Origin of the sequence: Citrobacter sp. FDAARGOS_156 (genome assembly GCF_001559235.2) — a bacterium.
In the GTDB taxonomy this organism is placed as follows: domain Bacteria; phylum Pseudomonadota; class Gammaproteobacteria; order Enterobacterales; family Enterobacteriaceae; genus Citrobacter; species Citrobacter youngae.
This window is the reverse complement of the sequence record NZ_CP014030.2, coordinates 3,679,821-3,697,178: the sequence shown is the minus strand read 5'-3', so window position 1 is coordinate 3,697,178 and position 17,358 is coordinate 3,679,821. Positions and strand designations below refer to the sequence as shown.

The window sequence follows — 17,358 nt, the reverse complement described above, 5'->3', positions numbered from 1 at the left end:
CTTCTCAGAGCCTGCCCAGGCAGGCGTAAGGCACAATAATTACACTATATGAAGAACATACGTAACTTTTCAATCATAGCTCACATCGACCACGGTAAATCGACGCTGTCTGACCGTATTATCCAGATCTGCGGTGGCCTGTCTGACCGTGAAATGGAAGCGCAGGTTCTCGACTCGATGGATCTTGAGCGTGAGCGCGGTATTACTATCAAAGCGCAGAGCGTGACGCTCGATTTCAAAGCATCTGATGGTGAAACCTACCAGCTTAACTTTATCGACACCCCGGGCCACGTTGACTTCTCTTATGAAGTTTCACGCTCGCTTGCCGCCTGTGAAGGCGCACTGCTGGTCGTTGATGCCGGGCAGGGTGTTGAAGCGCAAACACTGGCTAACTGCTATACCGCCATGGAAATGGATCTGGAAGTAGTGCCAGTACTGAACAAAATTGACCTGCCAGCCGCCGATCCAGAGCGTGTGGCGGAAGAGATTGAAGATATCGTCGGTATCGATGCGGCTGACGCTGTCCGTTGCTCGGCGAAAACCGGTGTTGGCGTGACCGACGTTCTTGAACGTCTGGTGCGTGATATTCCGCCGCCAGAAGGCGACCCGGAAGGCCCGTTACAGGCGCTTATCATCGACTCCTGGTTCGACAACTATCTCGGTGTGGTCTCGCTGGTGCGTATTAAAAACGGTACCATGCGTAAAGGCGACAAAATCAAAGTGATGAGTACCGGTCAGGTCTACAACGCAGATCGCCTGGGTATCTTTACGCCGAAACAGGTTGACCGTACAGAACTGAAGTGTGGCGAGGTAGGTTGGTTAGTTTGCGCCATTAAAGACATCCTCGGCGCGCCGGTAGGCGATACCCTGACGCTGGCTCGTAACCCGGCAGATAAACCCCTGCCTGGCTTTAAAAAAGTGAAGCCGCAGGTATATGCGGGTCTGTTCCCGGTCAGCTCCGACGACTACGAAAACTTCCGTGATGCGCTTGGTAAGCTGAGCCTCAACGACGCCTCACTGTTCTACGAACCGGAAAGTTCTACCGCGCTGGGCTTCGGCTTCCGCTGTGGCTTCCTGGGGCTGCTGCACATGGAGATCATTCAGGAGCGTCTGGAACGTGAATACGATCTGGATCTGATCACCACTGCGCCGACCGTAGTGTACGAAGTGGAAACCACGGCGAAAGAGACTATCTACGTCGACAGCCCGTCCAAACTGCCGCCGCTGAATAACATTTACGAACTGCGCGAGCCGATTGCTGAATGTCATATGCTGCTGCCGCAGGCATACCTCGGCAACGTTATTACACTGTGTATCGAGAAGCGTGGTGTACAGACCAACATGGTTTACCACGGTAACCAGGTTGCGTTGACCTATGAAATTCCAATGGCGGAAGTGGTCCTCGACTTCTTCGACCGTCTGAAGTCGACTTCTCGCGGCTATGCGTCGCTGGATTATAACTTCAAACGTTTCCAGGCCTCCGACATGGTACGTGTTGATGTTCTCATCAACAACGAACGCGTCGATGCACTGGCGCTGATTACCCACCGCGATAACTCCCAGAGCCGTGGTCGTGAACTGGTCGAGAAGATGAAAGATCTGATCCCTCGCCAGCAGTTCGATATCGCAATTCAGGCGGCCATTGGTACGCACATCATTGCGCGTTCAACGGTTAAGCAACTGCGTAAAAACGTTCTGGCTAAGTGCTACGGTGGCGATATCAGCCGTAAGAAAAAGCTGCTGCAAAAACAGAAAGAGGGTAAAAAGCGAATGAAGCAGATCGGTAACGTCGAACTGCCGCAGGAAGCCTTCCTCGCTATTCTGCATGTCGGTAAAGACAGCAAATAATCTTAAGGAGTTGGCATGGCGAACATGTTTGCCCTGATTCTGGTGATTGCCACACTGGTGACGGGCATTTTATGGTGCGTAGATAAGTTTGTCTTCGCGCCAAAACGCCGGGAGCGCCAGGCTGCGGCACAGGCCGCTGCAGGCGATTCACTGGATAAAGCAACGCTGAAAAAAGTTGCCCCTAAGCCGGGTTGGCTGGAAACCGGTGCGTCCGTTTTCCCGGTACTGGCTATTGTGCTGGTGGTGCGTTCATTTATTTATGAACCGTTCCAGATCCCGTCGGGTTCGATGATGCCAACACTGTTGATTGGTGATTTTATTCTGGTAGAGAAATTTGCCTACGGAATTAAAGATCCGATTTATCAGAAAACGTTGATCGAAACTGGCCACCCGAAACGCGGTGATATCGTGGTATTTAAATACCCGGAAGATCCGCGTCTGGACTACATCAAACGCGCTGTCGGTTTACCGGGAGACAAAGTGACGTACGATCCGGTGGCGAAAGAGGTGACGATTCAGCCGGGATGTAGTTCTGGTCAGGCTTGTGAAAACGCGCTGCCGGTAACGTACTCTGATGTTCAGCCAAGTGATTTTGTGCAGACGTTTGCTCGCCGCAACGGCGGGGAAGCGACCAGCGGTTTCTTTGAAGTTCCGCTGAACGAAACGAAAGACAACGGTATTCGCCTGACCGAGCGTAAAGAAACGCTGGGTGAGGTAACTCACCGCATTCTGATGGTGCCAATCGCGCAGGATCAGGTGGGGATGTATTACCGTCAGCCGGGTCAGCAGTTAGCCACCTGGATCGTTCCACCGGGGCATTACTTCATGATGGGCGATAACCGTGACAACAGCGCGGACAGCCGTTACTGGGGATTTGTACCGGAAGCGAATCTGGTAGGTAAAGCGACCGCAATCTGGATGAGTTTCGACAAACAAGAAGGTGAGTGGCCAACCGGTGTTCGTTTGAGCCGCATTGGCGGCATCCACTAATTGCTGATAATGGTTCACGCTGTCGTCTTAATAACGACAGCGTGAATTATTTCTCGGATTAATTCCCTCAGACTAACGACATCCCTTGTCGTTGTGTATAGAATATTCCCCCGAAGTTTTAGGTTGGCACCGTCAGGTTGCCACGGCACACGAAACAGCATTGGTCTCTCTAATGACGGGTGTATATCAGGTCTGTTTCGTGTGCTGAATTGTTGACGCATTCATTTATTGGTATCGCATGAATCCCATCGTAATTAATCGGCTTCAACGGAAGCTGGGCTACACTTTTAATCATCAGGAGCTGTTGCAGCAGGCATTAACTCACCGTAGTGCCAGCAGCAAACATAACGAGCGTTTAGAATTTTTAGGCGACTCTATTTTGAGCTTTGTTATTGCGAATGCGCTGTATCACCGTTTCCCTCGAGTGGACGAAGGTGATATGAGCCGCATGCGCGCCACGCTGGTGCGTGGAAATACGCTGGCTGAATTAGCCCGTGAATTTGACCTCGGTGAATGTTTACGCCTGGGACCGGGCGAGCTGAAAAGCGGCGGTTTTCGTCGCGAATCAATTCTGGCCGATACCGTCGAAGCGTTGATCGGCGGCGTCTTCCTCGACAGCGATATTCAAACCGTTGAACAGCTGATCCTGAACTGGTATCAAACGCGTCTGGACGAAATTAGCCCAGGCGATAAACAAAAAGATCCGAAAACGCGCCTGCAGGAGTATTTGCAGGGTCGCCACCTGCCGCTGCCGTCTTATCTGGTGGTGCAGGTTCGTGGTGAAGCACACGATCAAGAATTTACTATCCACTGCCAGGTTAGCGGCCTGAGTGAACCGGTGGTTGGCACAGGTTCGAGCCGTCGTAAGGCTGAGCAGGCTGCCGCCGAACAGGCGTTAAAAAAACTGGAGCTGGAATGAGCATCGATACAACTTACTGCGGATTTATTGCCATCGTCGGTCGCCCGAACGTCGGCAAATCCACCCTGTTGAATAATCTACTTGGGCAGAAGATTTCCATTACCTCACGTAAGGCTCAGACAACACGTCACCGTATTGTTGGCATCCATACTGAAGGCGCGTATCAGGCGATTTATGTTGATACACCGGGCCTGCATATGGAAGAGAAACGTGCCATCAACCGCCTGATGAACAAAGCGGCCAGCAGCTCGATTGGTGATGTTGAACTGGTTATTTTCGTTGTCGAGGGCACCCGCTGGACGCCGGACGACGAAATGGTGCTCAACAAGCTGCGCGACGGTAAAGCGCCGGTAATTCTGGCCGTGAACAAAGTAGACAACGTTCAGGAAAAAGCCGATCTGCTGCCGCACCTGCAGTTCCTGGCAAGCCAGATGAACTTCCTCGATATCGTCCCGATCTCTGCCGAGACCGGTCTGAATGTCGATACCGTTGCGGGCATCGTACGTAAGCATCTGCCGGAAGCTATCCATCACTTCCCGGAAGATTACATCACTGACCGTTCTCAGCGTTTTATGGCTTCTGAAATCATCCGCGAAAAGCTGATGCGTTTTTTGGGGGCTGAATTACCGTACTCCGTTACTGTGGAAATTGAGCGTTTTATCTCCAATGAGCGCGGTGGTTACGATATTAACGGTCTGATCCTCGTGGAACGTGAAGGGCAGAAAAAGATGGTTATTGGCAACAAAGGGGCCAAGATCAAAACCATCGGCATCGAAGCGCGTAAAGACATGCAGGAGATGTTCGAAGCGCCCGTTCACCTCGAACTGTGGGTGAAAGTGAAATCTGGCTGGGCCGATGACGAACGCGCGCTGCGTAGCCTCGGTTACGGCGACGACGTCTAAACCCATCTTCTGAAACACGGCGAGTATATGGAAGGATGGCAACGAGCCTTTGTCTTGCATAGTCGCCCCTGGAGCGAAACCAGTCTCGTGCTGGACGTCTTCACGGAAGAGTCGGGTCGCGTGCGCCTGGTGGCTAAAGGCGCACGTTCTAAACGTTCTAATCTCAAAGGCGCGCTCCAGCCTTTTACCCCGTTGTTGCTTCGCTTTGGCGGCCGCGGTGAGGTTAAAACCCTGCGTAGCGCTGAAGCCGTTTCTCTGGCGCTCCCTCTTAGCGGTATCACGCTGTACAGCGGCTTGTATATCAACGAACTTATCTCCCGCGTCCTCGAGTACGAGACCCGTTTTTCTGAACTCTTTTTCGATTATCTGAATTGTATCCAGGCGCTGGCTGGTGCGACGGGTTCGCCAGAGCCTGCGCTGCGTCGCTTTGAGCTGGCCTTACTTGGACATCTGGGGTACGGCGTCGATTTTACCCATTGTGCGGGCAGCGGCGAGCCGGTAGACGACACCATGACCTATCGTTACCGGGAAGAAAAAGGGTTTATCGCCAGCGTAGTGATCGATAATTCCACTTTTACCGGACGCCATCTCAAAGCGCTTGAGTCACGTGAATTTCCCGATGTCGATACGTTACGCGCCGCGAAACGCTTTACCCGCATGGCGTTAAAGCCGTATCTTGGTGGTAAGCCGTTAAAAAGCCGGGAACTGTTCCGGCAATTTATGCCAAAACGCGCAGTAAAAACAAATAATGATTAACGAGGATTGTCATGGCTGAATTACTGTTAGGCGTCAATATTGACCACATTGCTACGTTACGTAATGCACGCGGCACCGCATACCCGGATCCGGTTCAGGCGGCGTTTATCGTTGAGCAGGCGGGTGCGGACGGTATTACCGTACACCTGCGTGAAGACCGCCGCCATATCACCGACCGCGACGTACGTATTCTGCGCCAGACGCTGGATACGCGCATGAATCTGGAAATGGCGGTCACCGACGAAATGTTGGCAATCGCCGTCGAGACGAAGCCGCATTTTTGCTGTCTGGTGCCGGAAAAACGTCAGGAAGTGACTACTGAAGGTGGTCTGGACGTCGCCGGCCAGCGTGACAAGATGCGCGATGCCTGCAAACGCCTGGCGGACGCAGGCATTCTGGTTTCGCTGTTTATCGATGCCGACGAAGAACAGATTAAGGCCGCTGCGGAAGTTGGCGCGCCGTTTATTGAAATCCACACCGGCTGTTACGCCGATGCGAAAACCGATGCGGAACAGGCCAGCGAACTGGCGCGTATCGCCAAAGCGGCAACTTTTGCCGCCAGCCTTGGCCTGAAGGTGAATGCGGGTCACGGCCTGACGTATCACAACGTTAAAGCCATTGCGCGGATCCCGGAAATGCATGAGCTGAATATTGGCCATGCCATTATCGGACGCGCGGTGATGAGCGGTCTGAAAGACGCCGTGGTGGAAATGAAACGCCTGATGCTGGAAGCGCGTGGCTAATGGCTATTCTGGGATTAGGCACGGATATCGTGGAGATTGCCCGCATTGAAGCGGTGATCTCCCGTTCCGGTGACCGTCTGGCAAGACGCGTGCTCAGTGACAACGAATGGGCAATCTGGGAGACGCATCAGCAGCCGGTGCGTTTTCTGGCAAAGCGCTTTGCGGTCAAAGAGGCGGCAGCAAAAGCCTTTGGGACGGGTATTCGCAATGGGCTGGCGTTTAATCAGTTTGAAGTTTTTAACGACGAACTCGGTAAGCCGCGTCTGCGGTTATGGGGGGAGGCGTTAAAACTGGCGGAAAAACTGGGTGTCGCGCATATGCATGTGACGCTGGCCGATGAGCGTCACTACGCCTGCGCCACGGTGATTATCGAGAGTTAGATTCTGCACGTTGCCGGATGGCGACGCGGTTAAAGTTTATCGGCGTGGTGCATCAGCACAAACTTATCCCACAACTGCTCTTCCGTTTCGACATGTGCCGGATCTTTCAAAATAGTATTGGGGATCGGGCACACCTTCTGGCAGGTTGGCGTGTCGTAATGGCCTACGCATTCCGTACATTTGTCGCTGTTAATCTCGTAAATGCTGTCACCCATCGAAATTGCCTCATTCGGGCATTCGGGTTCGCACATATCGCAATTGATACACTTTTTAGTGATTAACAGGGCCATCAGGAAACTCTCAAAACATCACAAATCGGGCGGGCATTATACGCGCATTCTTTGCTCAGACCAGTTTTTTTACCAGTGCTTCGCTGTGGCGAATGCGTTCCGGAGCATGTTCTAAATCTTGCTGAACCAGCGCCATAAACAGTAAATCCGTGAGCATCATCTGCGCGTGCGTCGATGAAATTGCCGCGCTGCGTGTCGCTTGTTCTTCGGCAATCGTATACAGGCAATGGCTTGCTCGCTGTTGCAGGGCATTGGGTGTAAATCCGGTGATGGCAAGGATTTTCGCGCCGGTGCGCAACGTTTCATCCGCAGCCAGGTTGAGCTCGCGGCGCTCTCCGGTATACGAAATGGCCAACAGGAGATCGCCCGGCGAAAGCGCCTGTACCGTTGCCAGCAGGGCGTGCATATCGCGCTCCACTACCGCGTTAAAACCTATTTTCAACAGTTTCCAGGCAAAATTCTGTGCTACCAACCCCGATGCGCCAATTCCGGTCAGGACAATGCGTCGGGCGGAGCGTAACAAGGCGACGCTTTCCATCAGCTTTTCTTCGCTGTTGATATCCAGTGTGGCGTGCATGGCCGCCACGTTCTCCTGAATCAGTTTTTCACCCACCAGACGCATAGGGTCGTCGCCGCGAATCTGATTATGCACTGGGATAGAGTGGGGATTGGGATTACTGGCCAGTGCTTCACTGATCGCCAGTTTGAGTGCAGGAAATCCTTTGAAACCCATCTTTTGCGCGAACTTCACCACGCTGGACTGGCTGACGCCCGCTTCAAAGGCGAGTTGCTGTGAACTGAGATGACGCGCAGTATCCGGCTGTGCGAGGAGGTAATCCGCAAGCTTTTTATCGCTTTGCGCGAGGTCCGGGTAACGCTGACGAATGCGAATCAAACAGTTCATGCTGTCTCCTGGCGAAAACGTGATGGCGATTACAAAACAAAATTTCACTCGCCTGGGTGAATATTATATTCCATTATAACGGATTACTATGAATTAAAAATTCCTAAGGAACAAAAAATGAATCTCGGTGCGTTAGTGTCAGAAAGCCGCAATCCTCAGACCATGGATCTTGATGCGTTATCCACACTTGAGTTGGTTCATCGTTTTAATCAACAGGATACGCTGGTAGCCGTTGCTGTAAAAGCAACGCTGACTGAAGTTGCGCTTGCGGTCGATGCAGCGGCTGACGCGTTAAAAGCGGGTGGACGGATTATCTACATGGGGGCGGGGACCAGTGGGCGTCTTGGCGTACTGGATGCGTCTGAGTGCCCACCGACTTTTGGTGTACCGCATGGACGGGTTGTTGGCCTGATTGCTGGTGGGCCGGGCGCATTGCTGAAGGCCGTTGAAGGTGCAGAAGATAACCCGCAGCTGGGTGAAGATGATCTTCGTTCGCTCAACCTTACGGCTCAGGATGTGGTGGTGGGTCTGGCTGCATCCGGGCGTACACCGTATGTGATTGGCGGCTTGCAATATGCCCGTTCCGTTGGCTGCACCACGGTGGCGATTTCCTGTAATCCGGATTCCCCCATCGCGCGTGAAGCGGACATCGCCATATCACCGGTTGTTGGCCCGGAGGCTCTGACAGGGTCAACGCGACTGAAGTCCGGTACTGCGCAAAAACTGGTACTCAATATGATTTCTACCGGTGCAATGGTGAAGTTTGGCAAGGTGTATCAGAACCTGATGGTGGATATGAAAGCGACTAACGTTAAGCTGGTAGACCGGGCTTGTCGCATGGTCGTGGAAGCTACCGGTATTGCGTATGACCAGGCGCAAGCTCTGCTGAAACAGACCGATTTTGATGTTAAGCCCGCCATTCTGATGGCTCTCACGGGGCTCGATGCCGCTGCAGCCCGCGAAAAGCTTGCCGCTCACCAGGGTTTTTTACGCGCGGCGTTAGAACACTAAGAGGTGTATATGGATAAGACGGCGGTGCTGGCCAGCGATATCCTGCTGGGCGTGGGCGGAGAGAAAAATATTCTGCGCCTGGAAAACTGTATGACCCGCGTCAGAGTGGAAGTACAGGATGACGCTCAGCTCGATATTTCCCGACTCAAGCAACTGCCGGGCGTTAGCGGCTACGTGAAGCAAGGGGCGCAGCACCAGATCATTGTCGGCCCCGGCAAAGCCGCGAAAGTGGTCGATGCCATGCGTTCCCTGATTGCCGATGGCGGCGAACGTTCCAATGTGGGGGATATTGAGCGAACAAAATCAGAGGCCAAAGCGAAGTACAAAGCGCCGATGAGTGACGCGCTACGCAAGCTGGCTAACGTTTTTATCCCGCTTATTCCGGCGTTTATCGCCTCCGGTTTGATTACCGGCATCATTAACATCCTTAAGCGACCGGATATCGTTGGGGATTTTGCGACCCACTATCCAAATATGCTTGGGCTGATGGGAATATTTGGCAGCGCCGTGTTTGCCATCATGAATATTCTGGTCGGAGTGAATACCGCCAAAGTATTTGGCGGTTCGCTGGCGATGGGCGGGGTGATGGCCGGTATTCTCTCCAGCCCGCAACTGGCGCAAATTACCTTGTTTGGCGAGGCATTGCAGCCGGGACGCGGTGGAGTGATCGCAGTGCTGCTGGTGGTGGCGTTGATGTGCTGGATCGAACGCAAATTCCGCGAAGTGCTGCCGGAGTCTCTCGAACTGATCCTCAATCCACTGCTGACCACCCTTATTACCGGGACAATCGCTATTGTGGCGCTGCAACCGCTTGGCGGCTGGATTTCTGAATCGATTGCTCACGGCGCATCCTGGGCTATCGATCGCGGCGGTTTCCTGGTGGGAGCCGTGCTGGCTGGGACTTTCCTGCCGTTGGTGCTCACCGGACTTCATCAGGGGTTGGTGCCGATCCACGTTGAACTGGTACAGGCGCATGGTTATAACGCGCTCTTTCCTATTCTGGCGATGGCAGGAGTGGGGCAAATCGGTGCGGCTATTGCGGTACTGATGAAAACCCGTAACGCACGGCTGAAAAAAGTGATTAAAAGCGCGCTGCCGGTTGGATTGCTGGGCATTGGTGAACCGCTGATTTTTGGGGTGACGTTGCCATTAGGCAAGCCGTTTATCGGTGCCTGTCTCGGTGGTGCAGTCGGTGGGGCGCTGATCAGCTACTGGAAGGTGGCGACGGTCATCACCTTTGGCATCTCGGGATTGCCGCTGGCACTGACGATTGTTGCCGGAAAAGTGATGTTCTATCTGTTAGGCTATCTGGTAGCGGTTATTGCCGGGTTCCTGTTTACCTGGCTATTGGGGTTCAACGATCCAGAGGAATAAGGTTTGACCAGTCACCAGCGTCGCGTTGTTTTTTTTGATTTGGATGGCACGTTACACCAGCAGGATATGTTCGGCAGTTTCTTACGTTTTCTGCTGCGTCGCCAACCGCTAAATGCGTTGCTGGTGCTGCCCCTGTTGCCAATTATTGCGCTGGCAATGTTAATTAAAGGGCGCGCCGCCCGCTGGCCCATGAGCCTGCTGTTGTGGGGCTGTACCTTTGGTCGCAGCGAAGCGCGTCTGAAAGCGCATCAGGCCGATTTTGTGCGCTGGTTTCGCGGGCATGTGACGGCATTTCCGGTCGTGCAGCAGCGTCTGACGACGTACCTGTTAAGCTCCGATGCTGATATCTGGCTTATCACCGGTTCTCCGCAGTCGCTGGTCGAGCAGGTTTACTTCGACACGCCGTGGCTACCGCGTGTCAATCTGATCGCCAGTCAAATGGCGCGGGGATACGGTGGCTGGGTATTGCCGCTACGATGTCTGGGGCATGAAAAAGTCGCGCAACTGGAACGACAGATTGGCGCACCGCTGTCTCTTTACAGCGGCTACAGCGACAGTAAGCAGGACAATCCACTGCTCTCTTTTTGCCAGCATCGCTGGCGCGTCACGCCGCGCGGAGAGCTGCAACAACTCGAATAGAGTAAACGATAGCGTCTGTGTATAATGCGCCCGCTTTGATTACTGGAGTTACCCCTTTGTCTGAAGTTGAATTTAGCCACGAATACTGGATGCGTCATGCTTTAACGCTGGCTAAGCGCGCCTGGGATGAGCGTGAAGTCCCGGTGGGTGCGGTATTGGTACATAACAACCGCGTTATTGGCGAAGGCTGGAACCGACCGATTGGCCATCATGATCCTACCGCCCACGCTGAAATCATGGCGTTGCGCCAGGGCGGTCTGGTGCTACAAAACTACCGTCTGCTGGATGCAACGTTGTATGTCACACTGGAGCCGTGCGTGATGTGCGCAGGCGCGATGGTCCATAGCCGTATCGGTCGGGTGGTTTTTGGCGCACGCGATGCGAAAACGGGCGCTGCCGGGTCATTAATGGATGTGCTGCATCACCCTGGAATGAATCATCGGGTTGACGTGATCGAAGGGGTGTTACGCGATGAATGCGCCACGCTGCTCAGTGATTTCTTTCGCATGCGTCGGCAGGAAATCAAAGCGTTGAAAAAATCTGCCAATCAGTAAATACCAATCAGACTACTTGTCCTCTTTCTTCTGTGCTGAAAACAGCAGAGAAGGGGAGTGCGACAGATAGTTTGACGACGTCTGAGTCAGAAACGCTGAAAGCGGAAATTTATCTTTACCTAACAGCTCAGCCGGTGACACAGCCGGGTAATCCTGCGCCAGTTGCTGCGTTTCCTGCGCCTGTTTTTCTTTCTCCTGCAGATACCCCACCAGGCTAATCTGGTATTTACGGATGTTTTCCACATAGGCGTAGGCTTCGTGACCGCGCGCATAGCCATAGGTCAACTTGTTGTAATACGGCTTTTGGCTGAGCAGCGGCAGACGCTGTTTTACGTCGGACCAACTGTTCGGATTACCTTTGGTTTTCACCGTCAGCGCCCGGGCATCCAGCATGTGCGCATAACCCATGTTGTAGGCGGCAAGCGCAAACCAGATACGTTCCCCTTCGGGGACGGTATCCGGCACTTTGCTCATCATGTCCTGCAAATACCGCGCGCCGCCGCTGATGCTCTGCTCGGCATCGGTACGGTCAGTTAGCCCGAGACTCTGGGCGGTATTTTTGGTCAGCATCATCAGCCCGCGTACACCGGTCGGGGAAGTCGCCTGCGCGTCCCAGTGTGACTCCTGATAGGATATTGCGGCGAGCAGTCGCCAGTCTATCTCCTGCGCATACTTCTCAAAAAGCGGCTTGAGGTCCGGCAACACGCTGTCTACGGAGCGCAAAAAGGTGCGGGTATCAACATAGTCAAAATCATCGCCATGCCCAAGGTACTTTTCTTCCAGTCGCGCAAGCGAGCCGTCTTCATTCATGGTATTGAAGAAATCCAGCAGGGCAGCAGACAGCGTATTGTCATCGTCCAGACGACTGAACCAGGTCACCGGCTGTTCGTCAGAGACGTCCAGCGCCACGGCCAGCTCAGGATGAACGCGCTGATATAAGCTGATGGCAACGGAATCGGCAATGGTGTAATCCAGCTTACCGGCGATGACATCATCAAGCAGTTCAGTGGTGCCCTTTTTCTCATCAACTTTCCAGCTCAGGTCCGGGTATTTTTTTTCTTTTAGCTGCTGTAGGTCGTTAACCACCACATGCCCCGGGGCGATAGTCAGTTGGTTTTCGTTCACGGTGGCAAGCGTACGCGGGCGGTATTGCCCAACCCGATACACCAGTTGTTGCGATACGGAATAGTAGGTCGGGCCTGGCTGGTAATTTTTAACGCGCTCGCTGTTATACACCAGACCAGCGGCTAACAGATCGGCATTACCGTTATCCAGGTCGTCAAAAAGCTGGCTGATGTTCTGGCGTACGGAGATTTTCAGCTTCACACCCAGGTAGTTGGCGAAGGCTTTGGTCAGTTCGTAATCCAGGCCAAACTTTTTCCCATTAAGCGTGGCGTAAGTGAGCGGTGAGTCGATGGTACTGACGCGCAGCTCTCCCCGCGACTGAATGGCGGCGATACGATTGTCGGCTTTACCGAACCAGGGGATAGATGGCCAGAGGGCCGCTGCCAACAACAGCGTCAAAATACCGATGAACAGATAATTAATCTTTAATTTTTTCAATTAGTTAATTCTCTGAACCGTACGTTGTCTCTGCGTGCTGTGGTATTGATTAAGAAGTGAAGTCGTCATTAATGAGCGGCATTTTGCTTAAACTTGCGCCAGTTGGCAACTTATTCAGAAACCAGACCGCATTTGATGATAAGAAGAGGCCGTGATTTTATTTCGACGCAAACGGTTTCGTCGGCGCGCCAGATTCTTTATAATGACGCCCGTTTCCCCCACTTGGGCACACCGAAAGCTTAGAAGACGAGAGACTTATGATGGAAATTCTGCGTGGTTCACCTGCACTGTCTGCATTCCGTATTAACAAACTGCTGGCACGTTTTCAGGCTGCCAACCTCCAGGTCCACAATATTTACGCCGAGTACGTCCATTTTGCCGATCTGAATGCACCATTGAATGAGGATGAGCGCGCGCAACTTGCACGTCTGCTGAAATATGGTCCTGCTCTTCACAGCCACGCCCCTGAAGGCAAACTGCTGCTGGTCACGCCTCGCCCGGGTACCATTTCCCCGTGGTCTTCTAAAGCGACTGATATTGCCCATAACTGCGGCCTGCAACAGATTAGCCGCCTGGAACGTGGCATTGCCTGGTATGTTGAGGCCTCCACGTTGACCGCTGAGCAGTGGCTGACGGTTGCCGATATTTTGCACGACCGCATGATGGAAACGGTTTTCTCTGCGCTGAGCGATGCTGAAAAACTGTTTGTTCATCACCAGCCTGCGCCGGTTTCCAGCGTTGATCTGCTTGGTGAGGGACGCCAGGCGCTGATCGACGCTAACCTGCGTCTGGGCCTGGCGCTGGCGGAAGACGAAATCGACTATCTGCAGGATGCGTTTACCAAACTGGGACGCAACCCGAACGACATTGAACTGTACATGTTCGCGCAGGCTAACTCCGAGCACTGCCGCCACAAGATTTTTAACGCCGACTGGGTTATCGATGGTAAACAACAGCCTAAGTCGCTGTTCAAGATGATCAAGAATACCTTCGAAACCACGCCGGACCACGTGCTGTCTGCCTATAAAGACAACGCCGCGGTAATGGAAGGTTCTGAAGTGGGCCGCTATTTTGCCGACCACAAAACTGGCCGCTACGATTTCCATCAGGAACCAGCCCACATCCTGATGAAGGTAGAAACTCATAACCACCCGACGGCTATCTCTCCGTGGCCAGGTGCGGCAACCGGCTCTGGCGGTGAAATTCGCGATGAAGGCGCAACCGGGCGCGGTGCGAAACCGAAAGCCGGGCTGGTAGGCTTCTCCGTCTCCAACCTGCGTATTCCTGGCTTTGAACAGCCTTGGGAAGAGGACTTTGGTAAGCCGGATCGTATTGTCACCGCGCTCGACATCATGACCGAAGGCCCGCTGGGTGGTGCTGCGTTTAACAACGAATTTGGTCGCCCTGCGCTGACGGGCTACTTCCGCACCTATGAAGAAAAGGTCAACAGCCATAACGGCGAAGAGCTGCGCGGTTACCATAAACCGATCATGCTGGCAGGCGGGATCGGCAATATCCGTGCCGATCACGTGCAGAAGGGCGAGATCGTCGTTGGCGCCAAGCTGATCGTCCTCGGCGGTCCGGCGATGAACATCGGTCTTGGCGGTGGGGCTGCATCATCTATGGCTTCCGGTCAGTCTGATGCCGATCTTGATTTCGCTTCTGTACAGCGCGACAACCCGGAAATGGAACGTCGCTGCCAGGAAGTTATCGACCGTTGCTGGCAGATGGGCGATGCCAACCCGATTCTGTTTATCCATGACGTTGGTGCGGGCGGCCTGTCTAACGCCATGCCGGAGCTGGTCAGCGACGGCGGCCGCGGCGGTAAGTTCCAGCTGCGTGACATCCTCAGCGACGAGCCGGGTATGAGCCCGCTGGAAATCTGGTGTAACGAATCCCAGGAGCGCTATGTGCTGGCGGTTGCCGCCGATCAATTGCCGCTGTTTGACGAACTGTGTAAGCGTGAGCGCGCGCCGTATGCGGTGATCGGTGAAGCCACCGAAGAACAGCATCTGACCTTGAGCGACAGCCACTTCGACAATCAACCGATCGACATGCCGCTCGATGTGTTGTTGGGCAAAACACCGAAAATGACCCGCGATGTGCAGACGCTGAAAGCCAAAGGCGATGCCCTGAATCGTGGTGAAATCTCGATTGCAGATGCGGTTAACCGTGTGCTGCATCTGCCGACTGTTGCTGAAAAAACGTTCCTCGTGACTATCGGCGACCGTACCGTTACCGGTATGGTGGCGCGCGATCAGATGGTGGGGCCATGGCAGATCCCGGTCGCCAACTGCGCGGTCACTACCGCAAGCCTCGATAGCTACTACGGCGAAGCGATGTCTCTCGGCGAGCGCGCGCCAGTCGCATTGCTCGACTTCTCCGCCTCTGCGCGTCTGGCTGTCGGTGAGGCACTGACCAACATTGCGGCAACGCAGATTGGCGATATCAAACGCATTAAACTGTCGGCCAACTGGATGGCGGCTGCGGGTCACCCTGGCGAAGACGCCGGACTGTACGAAGCGGTAAAAGCCGTTGGGGAAGAATTATGTCCGGCGCTTGGCCTGACCATTCCGGTGGGCAAAGACTCTATGTCGATGAAAACCCGCTGGCAGGAAGGCAACGAACAGCGTGAAATGACCTCGCCGTTGTCGCTGGTGATCACCGCCTTTGCCCGCGTGGAAGATGTGCGCCACACGATTACCCCGCAACTGTCTACTGAAGACAATGCGCTGCTGCTGATTGATCTTGGCCTTGGCCACAATGCGCTGGGTGCGACGGCGCTGGCGCAGGTTTACCGTCAACTGGGCGATAAGCCTGCCGATGTGCGTAACGTAGAGCAGCTGAAAGGCTTCTACGACGCCATTCAGGCGCTGGTGGCACAGCGTAAGCTGCTGGCCTACCACGACCGCTCCGACGGCGGCCTGCTGGTTACGCTGGCGGAAATGGCCTTCACCGGCCACTGCGGCGTTGAAGCAGACATCGGCACTCTGGGCGATGATCATCTGGCGGCGCTGTTTAATGAAGAGTTGGGGGCTGTCATTCAGGTTCGCGCCGCTGACCGTGACGCGGTTGAGGCGTTGCTGGCTCAACATGGCCTGGCCGATTGCGTGCACTATCTGGGTAAAGCCGTGCAGGGCGACCGCTTCGTGGTCGAAGCAGACGGTCAGGCGGTGTTCAGCGAAAGCCGTACTACTCTGCGTATGTGGTGGGCGGAAACAACCTGGCAGATGCAGCGTCTGCGCGACAATCCAGAGTGCGCCGATCAGGAACATAACGCTAAAACCAACGATGCCGATCCTGGCCTCAACGTTAAACTGTCGTTTGATATCAATGAAGATGTTGCCGCGCCGTATATCGCCACCGGTGCGCGTCCGAAAGTGGCCGTGCTGCGCGAGCAGGGTGTGAACTCCCACGTTGAGATGGCCGCAGCTTTCCACCGTGCGGGCTTTGACGCTATCGATGTACACATGAGCGACCTGCTGGGCGGACGCATCGGCCTGGGTAACTTCCAGGCGCTGGTAGCCTGCGGCGGCTTCTCTTACGGTGATGTGCTTGGCGCAGGCGAAGGTTGGGCGAAGTCGATTCTGTTCAACAATCGGGTCCGTGATGAGTTCGAAACCTTCTTCCACCGCCCACAAACGCTGGCACTCGGCGTGTGTAACGGTTGTCAGATGATGTCTAACCTGCGCGAGCTGATCCCAGGAAGCGATCTGTGGCCACGCTTTGTGCGTAACCACTCCGATCGCTTTGAAGCGCGTTTCAGCCTGGTCGAAGTGACACAAAGCCCGTCTCTGCTGCTTGCCGGTATGGTTGGGTCACAGATGCCAATCGCAGTTTCTCACGGCGAAGGTCGCGTAGAAGTGCGTGACGATGTACATCTGGCAGGACTGGAGAGCAAAGGGCTGGTGGCACTGCGCTACGTTGATAACTTCGGTAAGGTGACCGAAACCTATCCGGCTAACCCGAACGGTTCGCCAAACGGTATCACTGCTGTTACCACCGAAAATGGTCGTGTAACCATTATGATGCCACACCCGGAACGCGTGTTCCGTACCGTGAGCAACTCCTGGCACCCGGAAAACTGGGGCGAGGATAGCCCGTGGATGCGTATCTTCCGTAATGCGCGTAAACAGCTCGGTTAATTGGCCTGCAATCATCAAGCCCCTCTTCGTGAGGGGCTTTTTTTATATCACAGGCCGGATAAGGCGTTTACGCCGCCATCCGGCAATAAACTCAGCGCTTATGCCACAAAATTAAAGTGTCGGGAAATCCCGACATTGGCAGGGTTGGCTTGTCGCCAAAAAGAGACACTTAATGATTTGATTTATAATGATTTTGTTTTTAAGTACAGCGAGTGTTGCTGATTAGCGACAGAATGAACAAAAAGCACTCAACTCTTATTTTTACACAATTATTCATATTTCTTATATTTATCATTGTGTTAATAAAGTGTTTTGAATATTGGCACAGATGCTGCATAAT

At 53.9% G+C, this 17,358-nt stretch carries 15 protein-coding genes; 12 read left to right on the top strand and 3 right to left on the bottom strand.

Annotated features, from left to right (window positions below):
- The first annotated feature begins 48 nt into the window (after positions 1-48).
- The 7 genes from lepA to acpS all read left to right on the top strand — a co-directional run bounded on the left by lepA (position 49) and on the right by acpS (position 6,538).
- Complete coding sequence (lepA, locus tag AL515_RS18205; RefSeq protein ID WP_005130327.1) at positions 49-1,848, top strand: translation elongation factor 4; 1,800 nt, start codon at positions 49-51, stop codon at positions 1,846-1,848.
- 15 nt (positions 1,849-1,863) lie between these two features.
- Positions 1,864-2,838 (top strand): signal peptidase I, encoded by a 975-nt coding sequence (gene lepB, locus AL515_RS18200; protein ID WP_048210888.1) that lies wholly within the window; start codon positions 1,864-1,866, stop codon positions 2,836-2,838.
- Between the two features lie 238 nt (positions 2,839-3,076).
- Positions 3,077-3,757, top strand: a complete 681-nt coding sequence (gene rnc / locus AL515_RS18190) for a ribonuclease III (RefSeq protein ID WP_003037579.1) — start codon at positions 3,077-3,079, stop codon at positions 3,755-3,757.
- Positions 3,754-4,659, top strand: coding sequence for a GTPase Era (era, locus tag AL515_RS18185; RefSeq protein ID WP_005130325.1), 906 nt, complete (start codon positions 3,754-3,756; stop codon positions 4,657-4,659). Before rnc ends, era begins: the two co-directional genes overlap by 4 nt.
- A 27-nt stretch (positions 4,660-4,686) precedes the next feature.
- Positions 4,687-5,415 carry a DNA repair protein RecO gene (gene recO / locus AL515_RS18180; protein ID WP_061068364.1) on the top strand — a complete coding sequence of 243 codons (729 nt, stop codon included), beginning with the start codon at positions 4,687-4,689 and terminating at the stop codon, positions 5,413-5,415.
- A gap of 11 nt (positions 5,416-5,426) precedes the next feature.
- A complete protein-coding gene (gene pdxJ / locus AL515_RS18175) occupies positions 5,427-6,158 on the top strand; it encodes a pyridoxine 5'-phosphate synthase (RefSeq protein WP_061068363.1) in 732 nt (243 codons plus the stop codon).
- The gene (acpS, locus tag AL515_RS18170; protein ID WP_003037588.1) at positions 6,158-6,538 is read left to right on the top strand and encodes a holo-ACP synthase; all 381 of its coding nucleotides are present in this window, start codon (positions 6,158-6,160) and stop codon (positions 6,536-6,538) included. The genes pdxJ and acpS overlap by 1 nt, the downstream gene beginning before the upstream one ends.
- A 29-nt stretch (positions 6,539-6,567) precedes the next feature.
- On the opposite strand, the gene AL515_RS18165 is transcribed toward acpS, so the two are convergent.
- Positions 6,568-6,828, bottom strand: coding sequence for a YfhL family 4Fe-4S dicluster ferredoxin (locus AL515_RS18165; protein ID WP_003037590.1), 261 nt, complete (start codon positions 6,826-6,828; stop codon positions 6,568-6,570).
- Between the two features lie 55 nt (positions 6,829-6,883).
- Positions 6,884-7,732, bottom strand: a complete 849-nt coding sequence (locus tag AL515_RS18160) for a MurR/RpiR family transcriptional regulator (protein WP_048210891.1) — start codon at positions 7,730-7,732, stop codon at positions 6,884-6,886.
- A 117-nt stretch (positions 7,733-7,849) separates the two neighbouring features.
- On the opposite strand from AL515_RS18160, the gene murQ reads away from it, so the two are divergent.
- The 4 genes from murQ to tadA all read left to right on the top strand — a co-directional run bounded on the left by murQ (position 7,850) and on the right by tadA (position 11,310).
- The gene (gene murQ, locus AL515_RS18155) at positions 7,850-8,743 is read left to right on the top strand and encodes an N-acetylmuramic acid 6-phosphate etherase (protein ID WP_061068362.1); all 894 of its coding nucleotides are present in this window, start codon (positions 7,850-7,852) and stop codon (positions 8,741-8,743) included.
- Positions 8,744-8,752: 9 nt separating this feature from the next.
- The gene (locus AL515_RS18150) at positions 8,753-10,117 is read left to right on the top strand and encodes a PTS transporter subunit EIIC (RefSeq protein ID WP_048210893.1); all 1,365 of its coding nucleotides are present in this window, start codon (positions 8,753-8,755) and stop codon (positions 10,115-10,117) included.
- 3 nt (positions 10,118-10,120) lie between these two features.
- Positions 10,121-10,756, top strand: a complete 636-nt coding sequence (yfhb, locus tag AL515_RS18145) for a phosphatidylglycerophosphatase C (RefSeq protein ID WP_061068361.1) — start codon at positions 10,121-10,123, stop codon at positions 10,754-10,756.
- A gap of 89 nt (positions 10,757-10,845) precedes the next feature.
- Positions 10,846-11,310 carry a tRNA adenosine(34) deaminase TadA gene (tadA, locus tag AL515_RS18140; protein ID WP_236871750.1) on the top strand — a complete coding sequence of 155 codons (465 nt, stop codon included), beginning with the start codon at positions 10,846-10,848 and terminating at the stop codon, positions 11,308-11,310.
- Positions 11,311-11,322: 12 nt separating this feature from the next.
- On the opposite strand, the gene mltF is transcribed toward tadA, so the two are convergent.
- Positions 11,323-12,873 (bottom strand): membrane-bound lytic murein transglycosylase MltF, encoded by a 1,551-nt coding sequence (gene mltF / locus AL515_RS18135; RefSeq protein WP_061068359.1) that lies wholly within the window; start codon positions 12,871-12,873, stop codon positions 11,323-11,325.
- A gap of 257 nt (positions 12,874-13,130) precedes the next feature.
- Here mltF and purL point away from each other — a divergent pair, with 257 nt between their 5' ends.
- Positions 13,131-17,018: a phosphoribosylformylglycinamidine synthase gene (gene purL / locus AL515_RS18130; protein ID WP_061068358.1), complete on the top strand. Its 3,888-nt coding sequence runs from the start codon at positions 13,131-13,133 to the stop codon at positions 17,016-17,018.
- Positions 17,019-17,358 lie beyond the last annotated feature (340 nt).

Excerpts from the sequence above, each read along its gene's own strand:
- acpS (WP_003037588.1), top strand. The coding sequence starts at position 6,158 with ATGGCTATTCTGGGATTAGGCACGGATATCGTGGAGATTGCCCGCATT.
- pdxJ (WP_061068363.1), top strand. The coding sequence starts at position 5,427 with ATGGCTGAATTACTGTTAGGCGTCAATATTGACCACATTGCTACGTTA.
- purL (WP_061068358.1), top strand. The coding sequence starts at position 13,131 with ATGATGGAAATTCTGCGTGGTTCACCTGCACTGTCTGCATTCCGTATT.
- AL515_RS18150 (WP_048210893.1), top strand. The coding sequence starts at position 8,753 with ATGGATAAGACGGCGGTGCTGGCCAGCGATATCCTGCTGGGCGTGGGC.
- tadA (WP_236871750.1), top strand. The coding sequence starts at position 10,846 with ATGCGTCATGCTTTAACGCTGGCTAAGCGCGCCTGGGATGAGCGTGAA.
- lepB (WP_048210888.1), top strand. The coding sequence starts at position 1,864 with ATGGCGAACATGTTTGCCCTGATTCTGGTGATTGCCACACTGGTGACG.
- lepA (WP_005130327.1), top strand. The coding sequence starts at position 49 with ATGAAGAACATACGTAACTTTTCAATCATAGCTCACATCGACCACGGT.
- rnc (WP_003037579.1), top strand. The coding sequence starts at position 3,077 with ATGAATCCCATCGTAATTAATCGGCTTCAACGGAAGCTGGGCTACACT.
- murQ (WP_061068362.1), top strand. The coding sequence starts at position 7,850 with ATGAATCTCGGTGCGTTAGTGTCAGAAAGCCGCAATCCTCAGACCATG.
- era (WP_005130325.1), top strand. The coding sequence starts at position 3,754 with ATGAGCATCGATACAACTTACTGCGGATTTATTGCCATCGTCGGTCGC.
- AL515_RS18160 (WP_048210891.1), bottom strand. The coding sequence starts at position 7,732 with ATGAACTGTTTGATTCGCATTCGTCAGCGTTACCCGGACCTCGCGCAA.
- recO (WP_061068364.1), top strand. The coding sequence starts at position 4,687 with ATGGAAGGATGGCAACGAGCCTTTGTCTTGCATAGTCGCCCCTGGAGC.
- AL515_RS18165 (WP_003037590.1), bottom strand. The coding sequence starts at position 6,828 with ATGGCCCTGTTAATCACTAAAAAGTGTATCAATTGCGATATGTGCGAA.